23 protein-coding genes are annotated in these 24119 nt (G+C 34.1%); 14 read left to right on the top strand and 9 right to left on the bottom strand.

The window, feature by feature from the left end:
• Positions 1-26: 26 nt before the first annotated feature.
• On the bottom strand, positions 27-275 hold the full coding sequence (locus tag BKH42_RS01220; RefSeq protein ID WP_095293944.1) for a hypothetical protein: 249 nt from the start codon (positions 273-275) through the stop codon (positions 27-29).
• 213 nt (positions 276-488) lie between these two features.
• Positions 489-1487 (bottom strand): type I glyceraldehyde-3-phosphate dehydrogenase, encoded by a 999-nt coding sequence (gene gap / locus BKH42_RS01215; RefSeq protein WP_095293942.1) that lies wholly within the window; start codon positions 1485-1487, stop codon positions 489-491.
• Positions 1488-1640: 153 nt separating this feature from the next.
• Here gap and BKH42_RS01210 point away from each other — a divergent pair, with 153 nt between their 5' ends.
• Both BKH42_RS01210 and BKH42_RS01205 read left to right on the top strand, forming a co-directional pair.
• Positions 1641-2336: a Bax inhibitor-1/YccA family protein gene (locus BKH42_RS01210; protein WP_095293939.1), complete on the top strand. Its 696-nt coding sequence runs from the start codon at positions 1641-1643 to the stop codon at positions 2334-2336.
• Positions 2320-2754 carry a thiamine-phosphate pyrophosphorylase gene (locus BKH42_RS01205; protein WP_257874218.1) on the top strand — a complete coding sequence of 145 codons (435 nt, stop codon included), beginning with the start codon at positions 2320-2322 and terminating at the stop codon, positions 2752-2754. Before BKH42_RS01210 ends, BKH42_RS01205 begins: the two co-directional genes overlap by 17 nt.
• 1 nt (position 2755) lies before the next feature.
• Here the strand turns inward: BKH42_RS01205 and BKH42_RS01200 are convergent, their stop codons facing one another.
• From BKH42_RS01200 to alaS, 5 genes are all read right to left on the bottom strand, one after another.
• Positions 2756-2980, bottom strand: a complete 225-nt coding sequence (locus tag BKH42_RS01200; protein ID WP_095293937.1) for a DUF465 domain-containing protein — start codon at positions 2978-2980, stop codon at positions 2756-2758.
• A gap of 104 nt (positions 2981-3084) precedes the next feature.
• On the bottom strand, positions 3085-4044 hold the full coding sequence (locus BKH42_RS01195) for an NAD(P)-binding domain-containing protein (RefSeq protein WP_095293935.1): 960 nt from the start codon (positions 4042-4044) through the stop codon (positions 3085-3087).
• On the bottom strand, positions 4028-4249 hold the full coding sequence (ccoS, locus tag BKH42_RS01190) for a cbb3-type cytochrome oxidase assembly protein CcoS (protein ID WP_095293933.1): 222 nt from the start codon (positions 4247-4249) through the stop codon (positions 4028-4030). Before ccoS ends, BKH42_RS01195 begins: the two co-directional genes overlap by 17 nt.
• On the bottom strand, positions 4246-4797 hold the full coding sequence (maf, locus tag BKH42_RS01185; RefSeq protein WP_095293930.1) for a septum formation inhibitor Maf: 552 nt from the start codon (positions 4795-4797) through the stop codon (positions 4246-4248). Before maf ends, ccoS begins: the two co-directional genes overlap by 4 nt.
• Positions 4794-7367 (bottom strand): alanine--tRNA ligase, encoded by a 2574-nt coding sequence (gene alaS, locus BKH42_RS01180; protein WP_095294009.1) that lies wholly within the window; start codon positions 7365-7367, stop codon positions 4794-4796. The genes maf and alaS overlap by 4 nt, the downstream gene beginning before the upstream one ends.
• A 157-nt stretch (positions 7368-7524) precedes the next feature.
• On the opposite strand from alaS, the gene BKH42_RS01175 reads away from it, so the two are divergent.
• Positions 7525-8691: a class I SAM-dependent methyltransferase gene (locus BKH42_RS01175; protein ID WP_095293928.1), complete on the top strand. Its 1167-nt coding sequence runs from the start codon at positions 7525-7527 to the stop codon at positions 8689-8691.
• Between the two features lie 23 nt (positions 8692-8714).
• Here BKH42_RS01175 and BKH42_RS01170 read toward each other — a convergent pair whose 3' ends face one another.
• Positions 8715-9914, bottom strand: a complete 1200-nt coding sequence (locus BKH42_RS01170; RefSeq protein ID WP_095293926.1) for a saccharopine dehydrogenase family protein — start codon at positions 9912-9914, stop codon at positions 8715-8717.
• Between the two features lie 149 nt (positions 9915-10063).
• Between BKH42_RS01170 and gltS the strand changes: the two genes are divergently transcribed.
• A complete protein-coding gene (gene gltS / locus BKH42_RS01165; RefSeq protein WP_095293924.1) occupies positions 10064-11299 on the top strand; it encodes a sodium/glutamate symporter in 1236 nt (411 codons plus the stop codon).
• Between the two features lie 25 nt (positions 11300-11324).
• Here the strand turns inward: gltS and BKH42_RS01160 are convergent, their stop codons facing one another.
• Complete coding sequence (locus BKH42_RS01160; RefSeq protein WP_095293922.1) at positions 11325-12803, bottom strand: SulP family inorganic anion transporter; 1479 nt, start codon at positions 12801-12803, stop codon at positions 11325-11327.
• A gap of 196 nt (positions 12804-12999) precedes the next feature.
• On the opposite strand from BKH42_RS01160, the gene ribD reads away from it, so the two are divergent.
• The 10 genes from ribD (at position 13000) to BKH42_RS01115 (ending at position 24113) form a co-directional block, all read left to right on the top strand.
• Entirely contained in the window at positions 13000-14013 is a 1014-nt protein-coding gene (ribD, locus tag BKH42_RS01155; RefSeq protein ID WP_095293920.1) for a bifunctional diaminohydroxyphosphoribosylaminopyrimidine deaminase/5-amino-6-(5-phosphoribosylamino)uracil reductase RibD, read from the top strand.
• Positions 13995-14747, top strand: a complete 753-nt coding sequence (locus BKH42_RS01150; RefSeq protein ID WP_095293918.1) for a methyltransferase — start codon at positions 13995-13997, stop codon at positions 14745-14747. The genes ribD and BKH42_RS01150 overlap by 19 nt, the downstream gene beginning before the upstream one ends.
• Complete coding sequence (locus BKH42_RS01145) at positions 14747-17134, top strand: heavy metal translocating P-type ATPase (protein ID WP_095293917.1); 2388 nt, start codon at positions 14747-14749, stop codon at positions 17132-17134. Before BKH42_RS01150 ends, BKH42_RS01145 begins: the two co-directional genes overlap by 1 nt.
• A 146-nt stretch (positions 17135-17280) precedes the next feature.
• Positions 17281-18036: a HugZ family heme oxygenase gene (locus BKH42_RS01140; protein WP_095293915.1), complete on the top strand. Its 756-nt coding sequence runs from the start codon at positions 17281-17283 to the stop codon at positions 18034-18036.
• A 400-nt stretch (positions 18037-18436) separates the two neighbouring features.
• The gene (locus BKH42_RS01135) at positions 18437-19345 is read left to right on the top strand and encodes a DMT family transporter (protein WP_095293913.1); all 909 of its coding nucleotides are present in this window, start codon (positions 18437-18439) and stop codon (positions 19343-19345) included.
• Positions 19338-19745 carry a CoA-binding protein gene (locus BKH42_RS09845; RefSeq protein ID WP_257874215.1) on the top strand — a complete coding sequence of 136 codons (408 nt, stop codon included), beginning with the start codon at positions 19338-19340 and terminating at the stop codon, positions 19743-19745. The genes BKH42_RS01135 and BKH42_RS09845 overlap by 8 nt, the downstream gene beginning before the upstream one ends.
• Positions 19746-20957: a threonine ammonia-lyase gene (ilvA, locus tag BKH42_RS01130; RefSeq protein WP_257874214.1), complete on the top strand. Its 1212-nt coding sequence runs from the start codon at positions 19746-19748 to the stop codon at positions 20955-20957.
• The gene (locus BKH42_RS01125; protein ID WP_219349817.1) at positions 20954-22240 is read left to right on the top strand and encodes a glycosyltransferase family 39 protein; all 1287 of its coding nucleotides are present in this window, start codon (positions 20954-20956) and stop codon (positions 22238-22240) included. The genes ilvA and BKH42_RS01125 overlap by 4 nt, the downstream gene beginning before the upstream one ends.
• 8 nt (positions 22241-22248) lie before the next feature.
• On the top strand, positions 22249-22968 hold the full coding sequence (locus BKH42_RS01120; protein ID WP_143428545.1) for a type II secretion system protein: 720 nt from the start codon (positions 22249-22251) through the stop codon (positions 22966-22968).
• Positions 22965-24113, top strand: a complete 1149-nt coding sequence (locus BKH42_RS01115; RefSeq protein WP_095293907.1) for a glycosyltransferase — start codon at positions 22965-22967, stop codon at positions 24111-24113. The genes BKH42_RS01120 and BKH42_RS01115 overlap by 4 nt, the downstream gene beginning before the upstream one ends.
• Positions 24114-24119 lie beyond the last annotated feature (6 nt).

Here is a 24119-nt window from a genome sequence, read left to right as displayed (position 1 = left end):
GTAAATTGCATACGCAAAATTTACTATCACAAAATCAAGATATAACCATTTATTAGTTCGTTTTGTGGCTTGATACTACTTTTGTTATGAACTATTTTGCAGTAATAATCAACTTCTTCATCATCTAAAAGTTTTACTAGCAATGGATGCAACCCCCACTTAGCAAATTTGTTTTTCTTTTCAGTAAGGTTTATTTTTAAATCCTTTGGATGAGACTTTGCTTTTTTAATGCCCCCCCCCCCTTTTTTTTGGTTTGATGAGCATCTTTTTGGCATTTCAAAGCAAAAATTTTCTAGATTGTGTTTAAATTCCTCATATATGTATGTACCCTAAGGGAATTTTGAGGTTGCTATTAAGACTCGTTTTTCTACTAAGAGATATATTGATCTTGGATTGAATGCTTTTTGTTTTGCTTCTAAAAAATTTTTCTCATTTTTAGATTGAATCCATAAAGATTCCGATTGATTTTTAGTTTAAATAATAATTAGCTAGAATCTAAATATAAACAAAGCTAGATCAATGATTCTATTAGAATATCCCCATTCATTGTCATACCAGGCCATAATTTTAGCCATTTTACCAATACTAAAGGTCAAATCTTTTGCCACAATACTGCTTCTAGGATCATTTAAAAAATCTGTACTCACCCCATATTTTTCATCAATACCTAATATTCCACTGTATCTTTTTTTTGAAGCTTCTATGAGGATATTGTTGATTGTATCAGTACACACAGATGCTTTCAGTTCCAAATTTAGATCTACCATAGAGACATCTAAAATAGGAACTCGAATGCTATGCCCGTGAAGTTTATCTTTGAGATCAGGTAGAACTTTATAAATGGCTTTTGCTGCTCCTGTGCTAGTAGGAATGATATTTACTGCAGCAGCTCTAGAACGTCTTTTATCGCTTTTGTGTGCGCTATCAAGGAGATTTTGATCGTTTGTATAGCTATGGATCGTGCTTAGAATTCCGCCTTGTATGCCAAAATTTTCGTGAATGATTTGACAGATGGGAGCGAGACAATTTGTCGTGCAAGAAGCATTGGAAATAATATTTTCTCCATCATAAAGATGATGATTCACGCCCATTACAAAGGTTGGTGTATCATCGTTTGCAGGAGCTGAAAATATGACTTTTTTGATTCCTTTTTTAATATGATGCTCAGCATCTTTACGTGTGAGAAATTTTCCTGATGATTCAATCACAATATCAGCTCCACAGATACTAAAATCTAAATCATTTGGATTGTGACAAGAGAAGGTTCTGATGGGTTTTGAATCTATGAAGAGTTGATTGTTTTGATATGACACTGCTTTTGGAAAATGTCCGTGTGTGCTGTCATGTTCAAGCAGATAAGAAAGTATTTCCCATTCACTAGTGTCATTTATGCCCACAAGTTCAAGCTCATTTCTACTCACAATCACTCTAGCAATGCTCCTACCCAATCTTCCAAAGCCATTGATAGCAATCTTTAATTTAGACATAAATTCAGCCCCTTTCAAAGCCTGTAAAATATACTTATTATTTTATCTTAATAGTTGCACAAAAATCGATTTACTTCAATTTACAATTTCTTGACACAAAGAGGGTAAGATTTGAGAATCAACTTCCAAAAAACCAAAATAAAGGGGTTAAATATGGGACTTTATGATAGAAATTATATGAATGGAAGAGCTCAAGAATATTCTAGTGTTATGAGTGATACTGCGTTAGTAAGTTTTGTGAAAACAACTTATAAATTTTTTGCCGCTAGTTTGCTTTTTGCAACTATTGGGGCGGTATTGGGATTCAATTTTTTTGAGGAAGTGCTTGAGTATAAATGGGTGATTTTTATTGCCGAATTCGCAGCATTTTTTGGGTTGATGTTTTCTAAGAGTAGGCCTGGATTGAATGTGGCGATGTTGTTTATTTTCACATTTTTATCAGGCGTCACCTTGGTTCCACTTTTGGGATATGTGATTGCTAAAGCTGGAGCGGGAGCTATTTGGCAAGCTTTAGGTATGACTACGATTATTTTTGGAGTGATGAGTATTTTTGCACTTAAAACCAAATCAGATTTGGCAAATATGGGAAAAATGCTTTTTATAGCTCTGATTGTTGTGGTAGTTTGCTCATTGGTGAATATCTTTATGGGTTCCCCCATTTTTCAAGCCATTATTGCGGGAGCTTGTGCGGTGTTGTTTAGCGTTTATGTAGCTTATGACACTCAAAATATGGTTAGAGGAAGATATGATAGTCCAGTAGATGCTGCAGTTAGCTTGTATTTGGATTTTTTGAATATTTTTATCTCCATTTTACAACTTATTGGATTATTTGGTGGAAGAAACGACTAAGAGAGTCTATAGAATCCTTGATGCTAATCTTAATCGCCTTAAAGAGGGGATAAGAGTTGTTGAAGATACCGCTAGGTATCTTCATAATGATGAACAGATAGCCTCTTGTTTGAAAAGTCTCCGACATAAAGCTACATTAAAAAATATTTCTTCTTTACTTGTTTATCGTGATAGCGTTCAGGATGTTTTAAAAAAAACCATCTCTTCAGAAGCCGATCGTGATGAATTATCCAAAATAGTTTTAGCGAATTTTAAAAGGGCACAAGAAAGTTCACGTGTTTTAGAAGAATATCTTAAATATGCAGATCTAGGGATATTTGGAGAGAGCGAGGTCTTTAAGGATATTAGGTATAAGCTTTATGAGTTAGAAAAAAAATTTATTTTGAAGCACTTTGAGGGTATTTCTCCCTCAAAGTAGATTAATTTTTACTTTTTCGATATTCCATAATCATTGCATAAACCTCATCTTTAAGCTTAAGCTTAAGCTTTTTTAGTCTCTCTAGCTCAAGATCGGGTATGACACTTAGCCCATTTTCAGCATTGGATATTTTCTGATCCAACTCGTTGTGCTCTTCAAAAATCTTCTCAAAATGGGCATTCTTTGATTTTAACACAGAAATCTCATCTCTATATTCGTGAAACATTTTGACCTCCTGTAAATTTATATACCAGCTTATTTTAGAATATTTTCAATAAAATGCTTATAAAAATATTGATACAATTTTATTTTTTTAATATCTAGCAAAATTTAAGATAATCTGCTTTTGATTTCCTCAATGATCTTATACCCGTGGTTGAGTGCAATGGCAATTGAACCACCAGATTTGAATAAAATATCACCAGCTACGAATAGATTTTTTATTGAACTTTCTAGTTTATCAGTACAGATAGGGATATTGTTTTCATCTAACTCTATATCACATTTTTTGAGAAAATCTATCGGTGCAACTCCTCCGATGGCATAAATGACTCTATCAAAAATTTCGTTTTTTCCATCGGTAAAATTGACTTTGATTTTACCATTTTCATCTTCAAGAGATTCAATATCAACCCCAAATTTAGATTTAAGCTTGTTTTCTTGAAGAACTTCTTTTAGATTTTGAGCATTAGATTCATTGATGCGTGAAAACTCTGTTCGTCTATAATTCAAGGTTGTATCAGTGATAGTGGCTAGATAACAGGCATATTCAACAGCTGAGTTTCCTCCTCCTACCACAAGAATTTTTTCACCTTCTTTGCAATCATTGATATTGTAGGCAACTTTTTTAAGTAGCGTGATTGGGATTTTGTAAGAAGGTTTATTGGGTTGCCCCATTTTTCCTATTGATATGATGATGTATTTGGCACTGTAGGCTTTGTTATCTGTGGTGGTTAATAAGAACCCATCAGGGCTTTGCTTGATAGATTCTATTTCTGTTTTGAAATGAGTTTCAATATTGTGGTGTTCAAGTATTTCACTGAATAACTCTAGAGTGCTTTCTTTGGTTCCATCATCAAATAAGATGTGTCCATTAAGCTCTACTTTTTGTCCTTTATAATCTTTATCCACTCGTTTATTGTCTTTATAAAATTTACGCACAGTCATAGAATGCTCTTCGCCTTTTTCAAACATAATGGTGTTTTTAATTCCACTCACCGCACTCTCAACAGCTGAAGCTATACCACCTGGTCCTGCACCAATAATGGCTATATCATAAATTTTGTTCATCTTTACTCCTTTTAATAGTTTTTTGTTTCTTTTGTTTTTTTGCTGCTTCGTTTAAATCATCAATTCCATCAAATAAGACACCTTCCATCATTTTTTTTTCATCATCAAACTGACCTGTTTTTAGACCCCATAAAAATGCCAAAAGACCTAGAAAGCCTATTACAATCGAAACCACAAGCATGAGCACTAAAACACTTGTATTCATTTGGTCTCCAAAAATGGTAAGATCTTTTCTATGCTCAATCCTAAAGCAGTGCTTTCTAACCCTTTTTGCTCAAGAATATAGTTTTTGTGAAAGCCTTCCACCATTACACATCCAGCTTTCCCAACCCATTGTTTAGAACTCAGGTATTCTTGTAGATGGAGATCATCAAATCTAGCTAGTTTGTATTGTGTGCAAGAGATATCAACAAACTCTAATTTTTCAGATTTATACATCATGCAGGTTAATACTTCAATATTTTTACCATTTTGTAAGCTTAAAATAGCTTTAGCATCTGAAATATCTATCGCCTTTCTTTGCAATGCACCTTCTACATTAATGACTGTATCCGCACACAATAATGGTACTTTTAATCCTAGTGTTTCAATAGCTGATTTGAATTTACCAAGTGTGGCTTGATATGCGAATTCTTTAGGGTCTTTGAAATGCAGAGTATCTTCATTAAAATCAACCTGTTTTTGGATAAATTCAATCCCGAAGCTTTCTAGTAATCTTGCTCTAGTGATGGAAGAAGAAGCTAGAATAATCAAGCTGGTTCCTTTATTTTTTTTCTCGCAAAATATTGAGCAAAATCTAAAGCCTCTTGTATTTTGTCAATATTTTTCCCTCCACCACTAGCAAAATCATCTCTTCCTCCACCTTGTCCTCCTAGAATATTTGCCACTTCTTTTACCCACTCACCGGCTTTTAAAGGAGCATTTTTTACTCCACAGGCTACAGAGATTTTTTGTTCTTCTTGTTGGAGCAAAAAAATGGCTACTTTTTCATTCGTATTTTTGGTGTTATCAATGATTTCTTTGATATTTCCTGATTGAATCTTTTTAATGATAATATTCACACCTTCAACCTGATCAATAGGTTCAAGATCTATTAAGAAATTTGATTTGGAATTCTTTTCTTTAAGCTCTTTGATTTGCTCTTTGAGCTTGAGTATTCCTAGATGAACATCTTGAGTTTTAAGTGTTTCTTTTGCTATTTCAAGAGTTTTGATTGCATTTTTCCCCCACTCATACCCAGCTTTTCCACAAACAGCTTCAATTCTTCTAACTCCACTACTCACACCAGATTCTTTAGTGATATAAAAACCCCCTATATTGGCTGTATTTTGCACGTGAATCCCACCACAAAACTCACAAGAGTCTTCATCAAAACTGATAACCCTGACAATGTCGCCATATTTTTCACCAAAAAGTGCCATTGCACCTTTTGATCTTGCTTCTTGTATGGGTAAAAGTTCGGTTTTTGTTTGAATACTTTTGAATATAAGGCGATTGACTTCTTCTTCAATGCTTTGAATTTCTTCCGAATTTAGAGGCTTTGGATGAGAGAAGTCAAATCTTAGGCGAGTGGATTGCACCAAACTTCCAGCTTGAGAAATATGTGAACCTAATATTTTTCTCAAACTTGCATGCAATAAGTGTGTGGCACTGTGATGTTTGCTGATTTCATATCGATCAGAACTAACATATATATCTAGCATTTCATTGACTTTTATGATGCCAAAAGGATGGATTTCAGAAATATTTAGTCCAAAATATTTTTTTGTATCCAATATATCCGCTATCTTATTACCATCTTTATAAAGCTCTCCAGTATCTCCTATCGCTCCTCCAGACTCTGGGTATAATGGCGTGGTTTCAAATAAGATATATCCATTATTTTTGAGTTCTTTGACTCTTTTGTAATTCTCATCAAGTAGTGCTAAAACTTTGCTTGTAAAATGAAAATGTTCATAACCATTGAATTTATTTGACCCAAATTCATTGATTAGTTCTAGAAAATCTCCATTTTTAACTTCATCTCCACTGCCTTTCCAAGATGCTTTGGCACGTTTTTTTTGTTCCTGCATACAAGACTCAAATTTTTCTATATCAATTTCTATTTTCTTTTCCCTAAGCATATCTTGAGTGAGGTCTAGTGGAAAACCATAGGTATCATAAAGCTTGAAAGCAATTTCTCCACTAAATGGAGTATTTTTTGGGAGTGATTCAAGTTCTTTTTTGAACATTTCCATTCCAGATTCAATGGTTTCAAAAAATCTTGCTTCTTCGTTTTTGCATTGTTCAGAAATAATCTGTTTTTTTTGGGAAAGATATTGATAATGCCCACCCATTTGATCGCATACTTTTTCAACGATAAGATACAAAAAGGGTTCATTTAATCCTAATAAGTATCCGTGACGAACTGCTCTTCTGAGAATTCTACGCAGAACATAGCCCCTACCTTCTTTGTCGAAATTGACCCCTTGTGCAAGTAAAAAAGCCACCGCTCTAGCATGATCGGCGATCACACGAAAACTTGCACCATTTTCATAGACATAGGTTTTATTTGTGATTTTGGAAACTTCTTGTATGAGTGGCATAAATATTGAAGAATCAAAATTATTCCTTTTGCCTTCTAGCAGTGCTTGAACTCGCTCTAATCCCATTCCTGTATCAATGCTTGGTTTGGGAAGTGGATGGAGTTTTCCATCAGCACTTCTTTCATATTGCATGAATACAAGATTCCAAATCTCTAAAAATCTGTCACCATCACCACCAAAATAATCTTCTTCTGAATGGAAAAATTCATCTCCTTGATCCACAAAAATTTCACTACAAGGCCCACAAGGTCCTGTATCCCCCATCTGCCAAAAATTATCTGCATCTCCCATTTTTTTGATTCTGCTAGGATCAATGTGCTCACTCCATAAACTGAAGGCTTCATCATCATCTTGATGTACGGTAACATATAAGACATTTTCAGAAAATCCAAGTTCTTTGGTCACAAATTCCCATGCATAAGAGATCGCATCTTTTTTAAAATAATCTCCAAAAGAAAAATTACCCAACATCTCAAAAAGTGTGTGGTGCCGAGCTGTATAACCCACGTTTTCTAAATCGTTGTGTTTTCCTCCCGCACGAATGCATAGTTGTGCTGAAGTGGCTCTTTTGATTTCTGGTGTAGGGATTTTGCCTGTGAATATATCCTTGAATTGAACCATTCCTGCGTTAGTAAAAAGCAAACTAGCATCATCAGGCACTAAGGGCATACTCTCATAGATTTGATGCCCTTTTGATTTGAAGAACTTTAAGAATTTATTCCGGATGTCTATGCTCATTTTGCCCCCGCTTTTTAGCTTTAGAATGTAAAGTAGAAATTTTATCAAAAATTGTCTTTAATAGTGATCAATCAATAGATGTTTTAGTCTCAGTTTAAAATATTTTAAACTCAAAGTGTTATAATGTGTTCAAATTTGTTATACAAGGTGTTTTGAGATGTTTTCAAAAATGATATTAAAAAGGGCATTTAAAAAATGGAATATGGGTGATTATTGTGTTGTGTTTTGGGATGGAGATAAAATCACAAACGGTTTAAATCCGCCCAAATTCACTATTAAAATCAATAGACCATTGAAATTTAGTGATGCCAAAAAAGATATGTCTTTAGCAATTGCAGAGGCATATATGAATGGTGTGATTGATATAGAGGGTTCAATGGATGAGATTGCTAGGGTTTTATATTTGCATAGCAATTATGAGAATCTTCACAAACACGATAATGCAAAGCCCATGCAGAGTAGTGCAAAAGAAAAATCTAATATTTCAAGTCATTATGATTTGGGAAATGATTTTTACTCAATTTGGTTAGATGAGACCTGGAGCTATTCTTGTGCTTATTTTAAAACCCCTCAAGACTCTCTTTATCAAGCTCAAATTCAAAAAATTGACCATACGCTTAAAAAACTTGATTTAAAAAAAGGTGAGAAACTCCTAGATATAGGATGTGGATGGGGGTGGCTTTCGATTAGGGCAGCACAAACCTATGGAGTGGATGTGCTAGGCATAACAATTAGTGAAGAGCAGTATAAAGCAGCTACGCAAAGGGTTAAAGACGCCAACTTAGAAGATAAAATAACTATCAAGCTTTTGAATTATCAAGATTTAGATGGTGCACTCTATCAGTTTGATAAAGTTGTTAGTGTGGGTATGTTTGAGCACGTAGGTAAGTTAAATATTCCTCTTTACTTTAAAAAAGTGAAAGAGGTTTTGAAACCAGGTGGAATGTTCTTGCTTCACTCCATTATGTGTTGTTTTGAGGGAGAAACAAATGCTTGGATTGATAAGTATATTTTTCCAGGAGGTTATTTACCATCTCTCAGAGAGGTGATTTCAATTATGAGTGAGTCCGATTTTCATCTTTTAATAGCCGAGAGCTTAAGAATTCATTATGCAAAAACATTGGATATTTGGCATAAAAATTTTAATGATAACTTAGACAAAATCTCCAAGCGATACGATCAAAGATTTGTTCGCATGTGGAGATTATACTTAGATAGTTGTGCTTCAGCTTTCCGTGTGGGGAGCGTGGATTTATTCCAATTGTTATTAACAAATAGTGTTAATAACGATCTGCCTTTAACAAAGGAATATATTTATAAATAAGGTTTCCAAAAAAAAGGGTGTGATTATTTTTCAATAATCTCCCAAGGAAGCCCTTGTTTATTTAACTCTTCCATAAAGAAATCAGGATTGAGTTCTTCCATATTAAAAACCCCCGCTCCTATAGATGGAACTCCCCATTTTTCTTCGCAAATTAGCTTTGCCCCAATCATGGCAGGTACTCCTGTGGTGTAGCTTATAGCTTGAGCATTAACCTCTTCATAGCAAGTTTGATGATCGCAAACATTGTAAATATATACGGTTTTTTCTTTGCCATTTTTGCTTCCTTGTATATAGCAACCAATGTTGGTTTTACCTTTAGTTCTACCAGCTAGACTTGCAGGATCAGGAAGGAGAGTTTTTAGAAATTGGATAGGGATAATCTTTTGGCCATTGTGATTGACCTCATCAATTCGTAACATGCCCACATTTTCTAGACATTTCATATGATTGAGATAACTCTGAGAGAAGGTCATAAAAAAGCGTATTCTTCTGAGTCCTTTAATGTTTTTAACCAGTGACTCAAGTTCTTCGTGATACAAAAGATAAGATTCTTTTTCGCCAATTTGAGGATATGGCCATACTTGTTTTATTTCCATAGGTTTTGTTTCTATCCATTTTCCATTTTCCCAATATCTTCCTTTAGAGCTTACTTCTCTTAGGTTGATCTCAGGATTAAAGTTGGTAGCGAAGGGGTAGCCGTGATCTCCAGCGTTACAATCAAGAATATCAATTGAATGAATTTCTTCAAAATAATGCTTTTGTGCATATGCACAAAACACGTTTGTAACACCAGGATCAAATCCTGATCCAAGCAATCCAAAAATTCCAGCTTTTTTATAAGCATCTTTGAATGCCCACTGTTGCTTGTATTCAAATTTAGCCGTGTCAGGATGTTCATAATTAGCCGTATCTAGATAGTTAGTTTTTGTTTCTAAACAGGCTTGCATAATGGTCAGATCCTGATAAGGCAATGCGACATTGATAACAACCTTGGGTTTATATTTGTTAATAAGTGTTACTAATTCACTTACATTATCAGCATCTACACTCTCGCAGATAATTTCTCCATATCCTTTTTTTGAGACGCTTTTTGCAATCTCTTCGCATTTTTTTACCGTTCTACTCGCTAAGATGATTTTTCCAAAAACTTCTCTATTCATAGCTAGTTTGTGAGCCACAACGCCTCCAACTCCACCTGCTCCTATTTGTAACACAACATTCATTACATGCTCCTAGATTCAATATAATTTTTTGAATTATAAGATTAAAATGCTTATTATTTGGTAGGGTTTGATTTTAAATTAGTGTTTTAGGTAGTTTAAGGTAAAGTTTCACGGAATGAATTTCAATTTAGATTAAGAAAAGGAAGAGAATGCATACATTGAATTTTAATATTTATGCTACTTTGGTATGTATGGTAGCGGTCTTATTGTTGGGACGTTTGATTATAAAAAGGGTCAAATTTTTACGTGATTATGATATACCAGAGCCAGTTGTTGGAGGAGTTGTGGCAGCTATTTTTATCTTAGCTATTTATAAATTCTCTAGTATTGAATTAAAATTTGATTCATCTTTAAAAGATCCTTTGATGTTGGCATTTTTTACATCCATTGGCTTGAGTGCTGATTTTGCATCTTTGAAAAAGGGTGGAAAAATGTTAGGAGTATTTTTAATTGTGGTTGTGGGGCTTTTGTTCCTTCAAAACATCATTGGGATAGGGATTGCTGAGGCAATGGGAGTGAATCCTTTGATGGGAATGCTAGGAGGATCCATTACAATGAGTGGTGGGCATGGAACAGGATCTGCTTGGGCGGTTGTATTCAAAGATCTTCCTTATAATTTTTCACCCGCAATGGAAGTGGCAATGGCATCAGCAACTTTTGGACTTGTTAGTGGTGGGATTATAGGTGGGCCTGTAGCAAGATATTTGATAAAAAAATATAACCTCAAAACTCCATTGAAATCTGGCAATAAACCAAATGAAAGCGAAGAAGTTGCCCCAGTAGGTTTTGAATCTCCTAAAAAAGAACGATTGATTACCACTTCAAGTTTTGTGGAATCTTTGGCACTTATTGCAGTGGCATTACTCATAGGTACTAGTGTTTCTGACTTTGTGAAAAATCATATGAGTTATACTTTACCCACTTTTGTATGGTGCCTTTTTGTTGGGGTTATTTTGAGAAACTTTTTATCAGCCTTTAATATTCACAAAGTTTTTGATAGAGAGGTTGCTGTTCTTGGAAATGTAAGTTTGTCGTTATTTTTAGCATTTGCGTTAATGACGATTAATTTATGGGAGTTAGTCGCTTTAGCACTGCCAATGTTTGTTATTTTGGTATGTCAGGTTGTCGTTATGATACTTTATGCTGTTTTTATAACCTTTAGATTTTGCGGGAAGGATTATGATGCAGCTGTTTTTGCTGCAGGTCATTGTGGCTTTGGATTGGGTGCAACCCCTACGGCGATGGTGAATATGCAAACCATTACAAATCACTACGGGTACTCTCACACAGCTTTTATTGTTGTGCCTTTGGTTGGAGCCTTTTTCATTGATATTGTGAATTCTTTGGTTATAACAGGGTTTTTATATCTTCCAGTTTTTCATTAATCCCAATCTAGCTTTTTAAAAAGAGCTAGAGATCTCTTGCTACCTTATAGCTAGGATCATCTAGTTCATAGGTGCAGAACCTTTTAGATAGTTGCAACGCTTTTTTGCAATCATCGCTTAGATGACGTAGTTTGAGGCTTTTTTGTGCCTGTAAGTATTTTTTTGTCACTTTGTCAATAGCTTCAATCCCGCTACTATCCATCACTCTAGTTTTGCTAAAATCTATAATTACATTTTTGGGATCTGTATCCACGCTAAAGATGTTATTTATAAAGTCTGAAGATGAGCCAAAAAATAAAGGTCCTTCAAGTTGATAAATTTTTGTCCCATCTTTTTCAATCTCCACGTTAGCTTTGATTTTGGCTTGTTCATAAGCAAAGACAAGTGCAGAAATGATGACCCCTATGATAACAGCTATTGCCAGATCTGCAAAGATTGTAATGAGCGTTACGCTTATTAATATGAATGCATCAGGTTTATTCATAGATTTGATTCTTGAGAGACTTGCCCATTCAAAGGTTTTTATAGAGACCATAAACATAACCCCTACTAGTGCCCCCATAGGAATCTTACCAATGACATGAGGGATGCTCACAACAAATAAAATAATCAATACAGAAGTGGTTAGAGATGATAATCTAGTGCTACCACCTGAAGCGGTATTGATAATGCTTTGACCAATCATCGCACATCCTGACATTGATCCAAAGAATCCGCAAGTTGTGTTTCCAATGCCTTGAGCGATACATTCTTTGTTGCCATTACCCCTTTTTCCTCCCAATTCATCTAGTACAGATAGGGTTAGAAGTGATTCAATCAGTCCTACTAGAGCTAAGATCACAGAATAAGGAAAAATGATTTTTAGAGTTTCCCAATTTAGTGGAGCATGTGGAATTGAAAAATGAGGAAATGTCCCACTAATATTACCTAGATCGGTAACAAGTTTTGTGTTTAATTCAAGATAATGAGCCATAATCCCAAGTCCGATAATCGCTACAAGTCCTGCTGGAATGGCTTTTGTGAATTTTGGCAAGATAAACATGATGAGCATAGTGATTCCTACGAGGATATACATTATCGCTCCTTCGCCTTTAAAAAACTGCAATTGACTCATTGCGATGACTATCGCTAATCCATTTACAAATCCAAAAATTGCAGGTTGAGGTACGAATCGAATAAATTTTCCTAGTTTGAAAATCCCTATGAGTATTTGAAAAATCCCAGCAAAAACACCTGCCCAAAGAACATAAGCTGTTCCATGAGAAATGGCTAATCCTACTATGACCACCGCCATAGAACCAGCTGCCCCACTTACTGCACCAGGTTTTCCCCCAATCAGAGCTGTGATAAGCCCTAAAATAAAAGCCGTCCAAAGTCCCATAATTGGGTTAAAACCTGCTACGAGTGCAAAACCAACTACTTCTGGAACCATTACAAAAGAAGCTACCATCCCTGCAAGAATATCATTTTTACTTTGTACGAAGCTAAAATAAGGAATCTTCATCAAATCTCCTTGTAAAATCTATCAATCAGCAATATTTAGAAAGCAGGATTATCTCATAATCTAAGAAAAATTCTATGCAATGTCGTTAAATTTCAAGTTAGATCTAAGAGTGAATTATCCAAAGCCTTCATAAATTTGTTTTATAATGTTTTTTAGTATTATGTTGGTTTAGTATCTATTCAAACAAGGAACATGATTGAGTTCAGATGAATATTTTTTATCATTATGTATCCAAGAGGCTTGGAAATATCAGAGTTTAACCCTTCCAAATCCAAGTGTTGGAGCCATGGTGGTGGATGGTAAGGGGAATATACTTTCTATCTCAGCTCATAAGAAAGCAGGATTAGCCCACGCTGAAGTGAATGCTTTAAAAATTGCCTATGAAAAATTAACTCATCAAAAATGTGATTTGGTAGATTCTAAAGATATTCATCAGTATTTAAAAACCAATCATAAAGGGATTTTTAGAGATTGTATTGTTTATGTGACTTTGGAGCCTTGCAATCATTATGGAAAGACCCCACCTTGTGCAGAACTCATTGAGGAAATTCACCCTAAAAAAGTTGTGATTGGTTCATCTGAGATTCAAAAACAAGCAAGTGGTGGGGCACAAAGACTTGAACAATCTGGAATTGAAGTTATAAAAAACATTCTTAAAAATGAGTGCGAGAATTTGCTTTATCCCTTTTTGTGTTTAAAAAATCAAGGGCATTTTAATCTATTCAAGATTGCTCAAAGGCTCAATGGAGACTATCAAAGCGGAGCGATTTCAAGCAAAGAATCTAGGACATTCACTCATAACCAACGATGCGTTGCAGATACTATTATGATATCAGGGAAGACACTTAGAGTGGATAAACCCACATTAGATACAAGATATTGCACAAAAGAATATGATGGCAAGTTGCCAAATGTGCAAATACTCACAAAACAAGAACCCTTTTATGATGCACCACTTTTTAAGATCTCTCATCGAAGGGTGGATATATTTAATGATATTAGAGATGTTAAACTTCAAGAAGGCTTTAATATCATAGAAGGGGGTTGGGATTTGTTTGAGAGCATAAATCCTTTTGTGGATATGGTTTTAATGCATATTTCTCCTACAATCAAACAAGGCATACAATCAAAGGGTTTTGATTACAACGCGGAGTTGCTTCACACTCAAAAATTAGGGAATGATGGATTATTATGGATAAAAAAGTCCTAAAGTTATATCAACTACACGATGGATATTGTTACAATAGTGATAGTTTGTTTTTATATGATTTTGCTAAAACGTTCATTAAAAAATCTTTTTGTGTTTTGGAGGTGGGATCAGGAAGTGGTGTCGTAGGACTTTTATGTGCTAGAGATTTTGATATTCATCTTGTAATGATAGAAATTGATCCTTATATGGCTTTTTTATCTAAAATCAATGCCGCTTCTGCACATATTCAAACAGAGATTATCCATAAGAATTTTTTAGATTTTCATAGTACTAGTAAATTTGATATGATTATTTCTAACCCACCTTTTTATCGTTCAGGTACCATAGGGGCGAAGAATGAACGAATCAAGGTTGCTAGAAATGAGGAGTTTTTACCATTTAGGAATTTTTGTATCAAGGTAAAAAAATTATTAAATCCGAAGGGGAGCTTTGTATTTTGTTATGATGCAAAGGAAGTTCATCGGGTTTTTTACACCCTAAAAAATGAAGGGTTAAATCCTGAAGTAGCTAGATTTGTTTATCCTCGAATGGACAAACAAGCCAGTGTTTTGTTATGTCAAGCTAGAATCAACACCAAATCAAGTTTAAAAATATTACCCCCACTTCTCACTCATAACTCAAGTGCCCAGTTAGATAATACCGATGAGGTGAAAAGAATATATAAAAATGCCAATACTCATAGTATTAAGGTGTGCTCAAAAGATATCTGTCTTGAGGATGGAGGAAATACTTGATGACAAGCTGTTCGCATTGCCATTTGCAATATCCTGAAAATGCCCTAAAAAAAATTTTAGATGATGGAAAAGAACTGTATTTTTGTTGCAATGGATGTGAAAGCGTGTATTTTTTGCTCAAAGAAAGTGGGCTTGATGGTTTTTATGATAAGTTAGGAGACAATGCAATACCTCCTCCTGCAGACATAGGTGCTCAGAATTTAGATTCTTTTGACACCATAGCATTTGCTAAAAAATATATTTCTACTAAAGATGGACTTTGTGAATTTTCGTTGATTATAGAAAATATTCATTGTGCAGCTTGTATTTGGCTCAATGAAAAGATGCTTAATGCCCAAGATGGAATATATGAAGCTAGTATCAATTACACAAGCAATAAAGCTAGAATTGTGTTTGATGATTCCAAGATAAAGCCTTCTAGGATTATTGAGCTGATTCGATCCATAGGATATGATGCTTACGCTTATGATCCCAAGATTCAAGAGCTTAAAGCCAAAAAAGAACGCAAAAGTTATTATATTTCAATGGTTGTAGCGATTTTTTGTACCATGAATATTATGTGGATAGCTGTAGCACAATATGCTGGGTATTTTCTAGGTATGGGAAGAGATATGAAAGATGCACTGAATCTGGTTTCATTTATTCTGGCCACGCCTGTTTTATTTTATACTGGGAGAGTTTTTTTCAAAAGTGCATATTTTGGAGTTAAAAATGGATCTTTTGGAATGGATTTACTAGTGTGTGTTGGAGCAAGTCTGACTTATATTTATTCTATATATGCGAGTCTAAGCAGGACAGGAGAGAGTTATTTTGAATCTGTGGCAATGATTATTACCATAGTGTTTGTGGGAAAATTTTTAGAAGTAAAATCTAGAAAAAATGCTGGAGATGCTCTTGATAAACTTAATTCAAATGTTCCTACTAGCGTGATTGTTTTAGAAGGGGAAAATAGAGTTTATAAAACCCCCCAAGAAGCAAAAGTAGGAGATAGGATAGAAGTATTGCCTGGAGAAGCTTTGGCACTTGATGGAATATTGCAGAGCAAGGAAGCATTACTTGATACCAAAGCCATCAATGGAGAATCTCTACCATCTGTTTTTTTGCAAGGCAAGGAGATTTTTTCTGGATATGTGAATACAAATAAAAGTTTTATTTATAAAGTTTGTAGGCCTTTTGAAGACTCTTTGATGAGTAGGCTTATCAAGCTTATGGAGAAATGTATCGCACACAAACCACGCATCCAAAATCTAGCAAATTCCCTTTCTCAATATTTTTCAAAGATTGTTTTAACTATGGGGATAGCAACATTTTGTCTTTGGTATTATCTTCTCGGGGAGATTTTTGAGCATTCTTTGATGATTGCTATTTCTGTGATTGTTATTTCTTGCCCTTGTGCCCTGGCTTTGGCAACCCCTATTGCTACGATTATAGGAATTACGGAGGCATATAAAAAGGCTCTTGTTTTTAAAGAAGCTTCGTTTTTAGAGACGATGGCAAAGGCCAATGTGGTTCTTTTAGATAAAACAGGCACGATCACATCGGGCAAACCAGAAGTTATTCAAATACGAGAATTTGAAAAATTTGATAAAAAACTTTTATCAGCCTTTGTGTCTGCAAGTTCTCATCCAATTTCTCAAAGTGTTAAAAAATTTTTAGGTCAATCAGAGGGTGTTATTAGTGATTTTGCTCAAAATTCTTCAATGGGCATTAGGGCTCAATCAGGAGATAAAAGACTGCTAGGAGGGAGTCTAGAGTACCTTAAAATGAACAATATAGATGTTTCTGCTGTAAGCGAAGTGGGTGAAAATATGATTTTTGCATATAGTGTAAATGAGAAACTTTGTGCTATATTTTTGCTCAGAGATACTCTTAAAAAAGGTGCCAAAGAATTTATTGATAAGCTTAAAAAAAAGGCACTTGAGATAAGGCTTTTAAGCGGGGATAGAAAAGCGGTTGTAGGACTTATTGCACAAGAGGTTGGAATTGAAAGCTTTGATGCTTATCTTATGCCTGAAGATAAAGTTAGAATTATAGATGAATATCATCAGCAAGGTAAAATTGTCATAATGATTGGAGATGGCATTAATGATTCTTTGGCATTGAGCAAAAGTGATGTAGGCATATCAATGGGATCAGGGAGCGATATAGCTGTGTCTTCTTCAGATGTAGTTGTTCTTGATGATAGTCTTGATTCTCTTGGAAGTGCTTTTGATATCTCTATTTGCACTTATAAAATTATCAAGCAAAATATTCTTTTGAGTATTATTTATAATCTCTTGATGATTCCTTTAGCAGTTTTTGGGTTTATTATCCCTCTTTTTGCTGCTTTGTCTATGAGTTTGAGTTCCCTTTTGGTGGTTGGAAATAGCTTTAGGATACGAAAATAATGATAAACTTGATAAGATCTGAGTAAAATTTTTATATTAATAATAATCATTCTTATTTTTAATGTTATTTTAAGTTAAGAAGATTTATAATTTCACTAGTTTAAAAATAAGCAATAAATTTAAGCATTAAAACTAAAGGAAAGTTTATGGAAGTTCAAAGTATTTTGAATCATATGAATGAGCATCATCTTTCAGAACTTATTGCACTTCTAAAGAAGTTTGGGCAACTAAATGAACCAAAAGATGTCAAACTTACAAAAGTTGATATGCTAGGACTAGATATTTCTTATGATGGGAATAAAAATCTCAGGATTGAGTTTCCACAGAAGGTCACTGATCCTCATAATGGACTCAAAAATGCCATTGTTGAATTGTGTCAGAGTGTCCCAAAAACACTTGATATAGAATCTGTGGAGAGAGAAATTAAGGAATTTACAAAAGAGATGAATTCTATTATCCTCTCAAGCTTGAGCCCCTCTGGAGAAGTGGTTTGTTCTTATGCCCCTCTTTTGAGATATGAAAATAAGTGCTATATTTATGTCAGCGAGGTAGCCGAACATTATGGGAGTCTTAGGGCTAATCCAGATAATCTACAGGTTATGTTTCTTGAAGATGAATCAAAAGCAAAGTTGGTAATTTTAAGAAAACGTTTGAGATACAAAGCACGAGCAAAATTTATTGAACGCGGAAGTGAGTTTGATAAGATTTTTGATAGTTTTGTTAATGAAGTGGGTGAGAGTGGCGGTATTAAGACCATTCGCAATATGATGGATTTTCACCTGATTCATCTTGAATTTATTAAAGGTAGATTTGTTAAAGGATTTGGTCAAGCTTATGATATTGTTGATGGGGAAATCTCTTATATAGGAGGTGAAGGTAATCCACATAAAATTAAAAAATAATTCCTAATTGTTAGTTCTTTAAAAAACTAAAGGAGAGTAGGTGTGGTTGTGGTTGTGGGTCTCCTTTAGTTTGGTTGTTTAGTTTGTAAATCGTGATTTTAATTAAGGCAATGTCTCCCGTTGTTTTAATTTCGCATTATCTTCCTTTTAGTAAATGCCGGGTTTCCCCGGACATTTATTTTCATCTTAATTCATACTTCAGTTACTAGCAAAGTAAGCAATAAATCTTATTAAAGTATTTCAAAACACAATCAAGAGTTTATTTAGAAATCTTATAGTAATTTTAAATGATGAAGAATCTTGATATTTAAAATTCTGTAAAAATCGCTTTATCTATGATTTTTAAGGATTAAAAATCAAATTTATCTTATACTTTTGCAAAATTTTCTCAAGGATATGTATGAAATATTCTCAAACAAGTTTTGGCATTATTTATATGGCTCTTTCATCATTAAGTTTCGCTTTAATGAATGCCTTTGTAAAGCTACTTTCTCCGCAATTATCACCGATGGAGAATATATTTTTTCGCTCCTTTGTGATGGTGATTTTTGTATTAGGAATCTTTGCTTTTTCATCACCTAGTAAAAAAGAGAAAAAGAAGGGCGGTTGGGGAAAACTTCTATTTCGTGCGGTTATTGGTGGATTGAGCATGTTGGCACTATTTTATAACATTGCGACTATTCCTTTGGGAACTGCTACAGCTTTTGCACAAAGCGTACCCATCTACACTGTTATTTTCTCGGTTATTTTTCTAAGAGAGAGACCAAAAATAGGGGTTATTTTTGCTACCATCATCGGGTTTATTGGCGTGGTATGTATTTCAAATCCTAGTGTTGGAGGACTTGATAGTAAAAATATATTTGCAGGAATTTTTAGTGGGGTTAGTGCGGCATTAGCATTTGTAACACTTAGGAGTTTGAGAGATTATTTTGATGAGAGAAGTGTTGTATTTGCCTTTGGTATCACAATGAGCATTATTGGAGGTATTGGAATGTTTATTAGCATTCCTCATCTTTCTAATGGGTGGTATTTTCCTACAGGTATTGAGTGGCTTTATGTGTTTTTAATGGGACTAGCAGGAACCTTTGGGCAACAATTTCTCACTCGTGCATATATGCTTGCTCCAGCGGGTATTGTCGCACCCATTGATTATAGTCGCATTGTTTGGGGAGTTGCTTTGGGATTGCTTTTGGGGGATAAGTTTCCTGATTTAGTGAGTATTGTAGGTATTTTTTTAATTATACTTTCAGGAGTTTTGATAGCTTTGCCAGTATTTTTACGTGATATAAAAAGGATAAAAGATGTCTGATATCAAAGAAATTTTAGATAAAACCAAAAAGATTGCGATCGTGGGATTGAGTCCTGATATAAAAAAAGATAGCAATGAAGTTGGAAGATATTTACAACAAAAAGGCTTCAAGATTATTCCTATCTATCCTAAAGAAGATAAAATATTAGGAGAGAAGGTTTATAGAGATGTGAAGATGGTCTTAGAAAATGAAAATCCAGATATTTTGGTAATATTCCGCAAGACTCAAGCCTGTGAAGAGATCGCTTCAGAGGTTTTAAATGCTAAAGTTTTGCCCAAAGTTTTTTGGATGCAATTGGGGATTTCAAATGCAAATGCCAAAGATATGTTAGAATCTAGGGGAGTTGAAGTGATAGAAAACAAATGTATTAAGATCGAGTATCAAAAGCTAGGAGAATAAATGATAGATTTAAAAAAGATTCAAGAAGCTAGAGTTAGAATCAAACCTGTTGTTGAGCCTAATCCACTTTCTTTTGCACCCCGTTTAAGTAATGAAGTTGGTGCGCAGATTTATTTAAAAAAAGAAAATCTTCAAATTATTGGAGCCTTTAAGATAAGGGGTGCATTCAATAAAATAGCAAGTATGACTGAACAAGAGCGTAAAAATGGGGTGATTGCTTCTTCTGCTGGTAATCACGCACAAGGAGTTGCTTATTGTGCGAATTATTTTGGTATCCCTGCAGTCATCGTAATGCCTGAAGCTACCCCATTATTGAAGGTTTTAGCTACCAAAAGATATGGAGCTGAAGTGGTTTTAGCTGGTGATAATTATGATGAAGCTTATGCGTGTGCAACCAAGATCGCAGAAGAAAAAAAGCTTCATTTTATTCATCCATTTGCTGATGATGAGGTGATGGCAGGACAGGGTAGTGTTGCATTAGAGATGATAGAAGAAGAGCCTGAAATTAATATTGTGTTAGTTCCAATTGGTGGGGGTGGCCTTATTGGTGGGATTGCAAGTGCGTATAAGGCACTCAAGCCCGAGGTTAGAATTATCGGTGTTACTGCAAAAGGTGCCCCAGCTATGAGAGATAGCTTTAAGGCCAAATGTATTCAAAAGGTAGATTCTGTCCGAACAATTGCTGATGGGATTGCTGTGCGTGATGTGAATGAAAGAAATTATCAGTATATTTGTGAAACAGTAGATGACATTATAGAAGTTGATGATGAGGAAATTGCAAGTGGTATTTTATATTTACTTGAAAATCAAAAACTTGTTGTGGAGGGTGCTGGAGCTACAGGAGTTGCGGCAGTTTTACACAAAAAAATAGAATTCAAATCAACCGATAAGGTGGGGATTATTTTAAGTGGTGGGAATATTGATGTAACCATGCTTAATCTAATCATAGAAAAAGGTTTGATTAAATCAGACAGGAAGATGAAATTTAAAGTGATATTGGTTGATAAGCCCGGAAGTCTTCAAAAGCTCACAGATATACTCACGCAAGTTGGAGTTAATATTGTGCAAATTGATTATGATAGGGTTAGCACGAGTCTTGATTATGGAGACGCAAGTGTTACGATGGCATTAGAGACAAAAGGAAGGGAGCATAAAGAACAAATTAGGATGAAGCTCCTAGAATGCGGATATAAATTTAATGAGATTTTTTGATGTTTGCAGAGGAATTTAAAACTTCAAGATCTGAACAAATTTGGATGTATTTTCGATTTTGGTTAGATAGGCATAGTCAAACAAGACGTCCTTTTGATGTTGTTGATATTTTTTTCCTAATAATAGCTCTTTTGAGTGTTTTGATACAACTTCTGATGATTTCTCAAATTTCTATTAGCTATAAGGAAGCTTATGGATTTTTTGGGACAGATAATTTTATATTTGATTTAGCAAGATTGAGTACTCATTTTTTTGGAAACAATGATTATGCACTGAGAGGTCCGTTTGTTTTAATTCATTTTTTTAATATGGTTTTGATTTATGCCATCAGTAGGGTTTATTTAAAAAAACCAACTGATAGTCTTTTTACTGTCGTTGTGTATGCGATGTTGCCGGGAATTAATTTTAGTGGTATTTTGATTACAAAAAGTGGATTTATTATTTTTATAACGCTTTGGATATGTTATATCAATCTAAGATACCAAAGGATTCCCTATTTATCTTTATTTTTAAGTATTTTCATTGATAATAGTTCAAGTGTATTGTTTTTGGCACTGACCTTTTATGCCATTAAAAATAAAATGCCCAAGACTATCATTTATGCTCTATTTGGTTTTGCTTTGAATATGAATTTATTCGACTTTGATATTAGTGGCAGACCGCAGGGGCATTTTTTAGATATTTTGGGAGAATTTGCAATGCTTTTCTCACCCTTTTTGTTTATTTACTACAACTATACCCTTTATTGGGCTATCACAAAAAATCAAAATAATTTGATGGTTTATGTCAGTGTGAGTGCTTTAGTGTTCGCACTTTTGTTATCCATTCGCCAAAATATAGATGCTGAAATTTTTGCCCCTATGATTGTCACAGGATTGCCTATTATGATGAAAAGTTTTTTTCACGATATGAGGGTGAGATTACCTCGTTTTAGAACTCGCTATAAGATGAGATTTTTTATTGTGTTTGTTGCTTTATTTCTTGAGACTTTTTGTTTGTTTTCAAATAAACTCACCTATATTTTCAGCGTGAAAAATAATTTTGCGATTGGTTATTATGTTGCAAAAGAACTAAGTGTTGCTATCAAAAAATATGGGATTACAAGTATCCATACAAAAGATCAAGCCCTTGCTTTAAGATTACGATTTTATGGAATAAAAGATGGAGGTGATTTTAGGCTTATTAAGATTCCAAATGGCTCAAGAGGTGATATAGGCATTAGCTATATGGGTAGAAATATAAGATCATATAACATTATTAAATCCACTTCAAAAAACCTTTGAGCCTACCTATGAAAATGATTCAAAACCGACATGCATTCAGCTTGATAGAAATGGTTATGGCGATTGTTATTTTAGGAATCTTGGGACTTTTTGCACTTCCACAGAAAAGTAATACATTAAACAGAGCGACCAATACTCTTTTAGAGCACATTCTTTATACTCGCCATTTGGCATTAAATGACACTCAACTCTACACCCATATAGATCAAACAAATTTTCTTACAAAAAGATTTAAAAGTATAAATCCTCAGGGACTTATTGATGAGACCCCAATGTGGCAGATACAATTTCATCTTAATGGCAAATATACAATATTTAGCTACAGCATTTATATTGATACGCCTCGTTTTTCTGTGACCACTAATTATGATGGAAGACCAATGGCTGGAGATATTATTGCTTTGCAAGGTAGTGATAGACGCTGTTTGAGTGGCTATAACAACACAAATATTTCTGATGAGTGTAAAAATAATTCAAGTGTTTTTGTGAGACTGAGTGAGGCTTATGGGATTGATGATTTAAATATTCAAGCGGATAGTTTTTGTGAAATTGCACTTGGAATGAGGATTTATTTTGATAGATTTGGCACTCCTTATTGTACGCGTTCAAAAATAAAACTTACTCAACCTTTTAAAATCACTCTTAGGCAAAACGCTCGTACAAAAACGATTTGTGTGCTTCCTGTTACAGGATATAGTTTTATCTCTAAAACAGGAGATTGTGGGTGAAAAAAAAGATCGCAATACTTGCGGATTTTGATATTTTAAAGCGCCCTAGACCCTTCCGTCTTGCAATGATGCTCAAAGAAAAATATGATGTTTTTGCTATAGCAAGAGAATGTTCTGTTATAAAAGGTATCAAATGTTTTGATTTTCCTGCTCCAAAGAGTTCTAAAGATAGGAGTAAAGAAGAAAATCAAAAGATTACAGATCATTGTAAGAATAAAGAATTTGATAAGCTTATTTATACTCCAAATAGAGAGGTTATTTTAGATATATTTAAGTCCTTGCCTGTTCTTGATATGATTGTGGTAGAAGATATCACACTCTTGCCATTTGCAATACGGTATCGTGAGTTTTTTTCGCACACAAAGATCTTGATTGACTTAAGAGAATACTATCCACTTGAATATGAAAATGATCCTTTGTGGATGGAAACTTTTGGGTTATTTTTTGAACATCTTTGTAAAAAGTATCTATCTCTTGTGGATATGGCAATTGTAGTGAGCGAGGAAATAGGAAAAAAATATAAAAGTGTTTTTGGAGTTGAGTCAAAAGTTTTTTATTCTTTTCCGCCTTTTGTTTGGCTTGAACCTTCTAAGTTAAAAAACACTATAAAAATTATTTATCACGGGTTTTTAAGTCCTGATAGATGTTCGCAAAATCTACTTGAAATAGCAAAAAACTTAGATTCTCGTTTTTGTCTTTATGTGATGGGATTGAGCAATCATAAAGACTATCTGGAAAACATCAAAGATAAAGCTTCTGATATTGATAATCTAAAATTTTTACCTCCTGTTGAAATGAGAGATATTGTTACATTCTGTAATCAATTCGATATTGGGATCTTGAGCTTGCAACCCAATACTTTTAACAATGCCAATGCAATGCCTAATAAATTTTTTGAATATATTCAATCTAGGCTTTGTGTGGTATCCACGCCACTGTTAGAAATTAAAAAATTCATTCATAGATATGAGATTGGGAAAACCTCTATAGGATTTGACCCTAAAGATATTGCAAATACAATTAATGAGATGGATAAAAAAAGTATTTATATTTATAAAGAAAATAGTTCCAAAGTTGCCTATGATCTGAGTATGCAAACCAATATCTCAAAAATCATCACTATTATTGAAGACTTGTTACTCTAAAGTATC

The sequence above is a fragment of the Helicobacter sp. 13S00482-2 genome, from assembly GCF_002272795.1.
GTDB lineage: Bacteria > Campylobacterota > Campylobacteria > Campylobacterales > Helicobacteraceae > Helicobacter_J.
This window is presented reverse-complemented; position numbering and strand designations above follow the sequence as displayed.

Excerpts from the sequence above, each read along its gene's own strand:
- BKH42_RS09845 (WP_257874215.1), top strand. The coding sequence starts at position 19,338 with ATGTCTGATATCAAAGAAATTTTAGATAAAACCAAAAAGATTGCGATC.
- BKH42_RS01170 (WP_095293926.1), bottom strand. The coding sequence starts at position 9,914 with ATGAATGTTGTGTTACAAATAGGAGCAGGTGGAGTTGGAGGCGTTGTG.
- BKH42_RS01210 (WP_095293939.1), top strand. The coding sequence starts at position 1,641 with ATGGGACTTTATGATAGAAATTATATGAATGGAAGAGCTCAAGAATAT.
- gltS (WP_095293924.1), top strand. The coding sequence starts at position 10,064 with ATGCATACATTGAATTTTAATATTTATGCTACTTTGGTATGTATGGTA.
- BKH42_RS01195 (WP_095293935.1), bottom strand. The coding sequence starts at position 4,044 with ATGAACAAAATTTATGATATAGCCATTATTGGTGCAGGACCAGGTGGT.
- ilvA (WP_257874214.1), top strand. The coding sequence starts at position 19,746 with ATGATAGATTTAAAAAAGATTCAAGAAGCTAGAGTTAGAATCAAACCT.
- BKH42_RS01220 (WP_095293944.1), bottom strand. The coding sequence starts at position 275 with ATGCCAAAAAGATGCTCATCAAACCAAAAAAAAGGGGGGGGGGGCATT.
- ccoS (WP_095293933.1), bottom strand. The coding sequence starts at position 4,249 with ATGAATACAAGTGTTTTAGTGCTCATGCTTGTGGTTTCGATTGTAATA.
- BKH42_RS01135 (WP_095293913.1), top strand. The coding sequence starts at position 18,437 with ATGAAATATTCTCAAACAAGTTTTGGCATTATTTATATGGCTCTTTCA.
- BKH42_RS01200 (WP_095293937.1), bottom strand. The coding sequence starts at position 2,980 with ATGTTTCACGAATATAGAGATGAGATTTCTGTGTTAAAATCAAAGAAT.
- BKH42_RS01160 (WP_095293922.1), bottom strand. The coding sequence starts at position 12,803 with ATGAAGATTCCTTATTTTAGCTTCGTACAAAGTAAAAATGATATTCTT.
- BKH42_RS01150 (WP_095293918.1), top strand. The coding sequence starts at position 13,995 with ATGGATAAAAAAGTCCTAAAGTTATATCAACTACACGATGGATATTGT.
- alaS (WP_095294009.1), bottom strand. The coding sequence starts at position 7,367 with ATGAGCATAGACATCCGGAATAAATTCTTAAAGTTCTTCAAATCAAAA.
- gap (WP_095293942.1), bottom strand. The coding sequence starts at position 1,487 with ATGTCTAAATTAAAGATTGCTATCAATGGCTTTGGAAGATTGGGTAGG.
- BKH42_RS01120 (WP_143428545.1), top strand. The coding sequence starts at position 22,249 with ATGAAAATGATTCAAAACCGACATGCATTCAGCTTGATAGAAATGGTT.
- BKH42_RS01140 (WP_095293915.1), top strand. The coding sequence starts at position 17,281 with ATGGAAGTTCAAAGTATTTTGAATCATATGAATGAGCATCATCTTTCA.
- BKH42_RS01145 (WP_095293917.1), top strand. The coding sequence starts at position 14,747 with ATGACAAGCTGTTCGCATTGCCATTTGCAATATCCTGAAAATGCCCTA.
- BKH42_RS01175 (WP_095293928.1), top strand. The coding sequence starts at position 7,525 with ATGTTTTCAAAAATGATATTAAAAAGGGCATTTAAAAAATGGAATATG.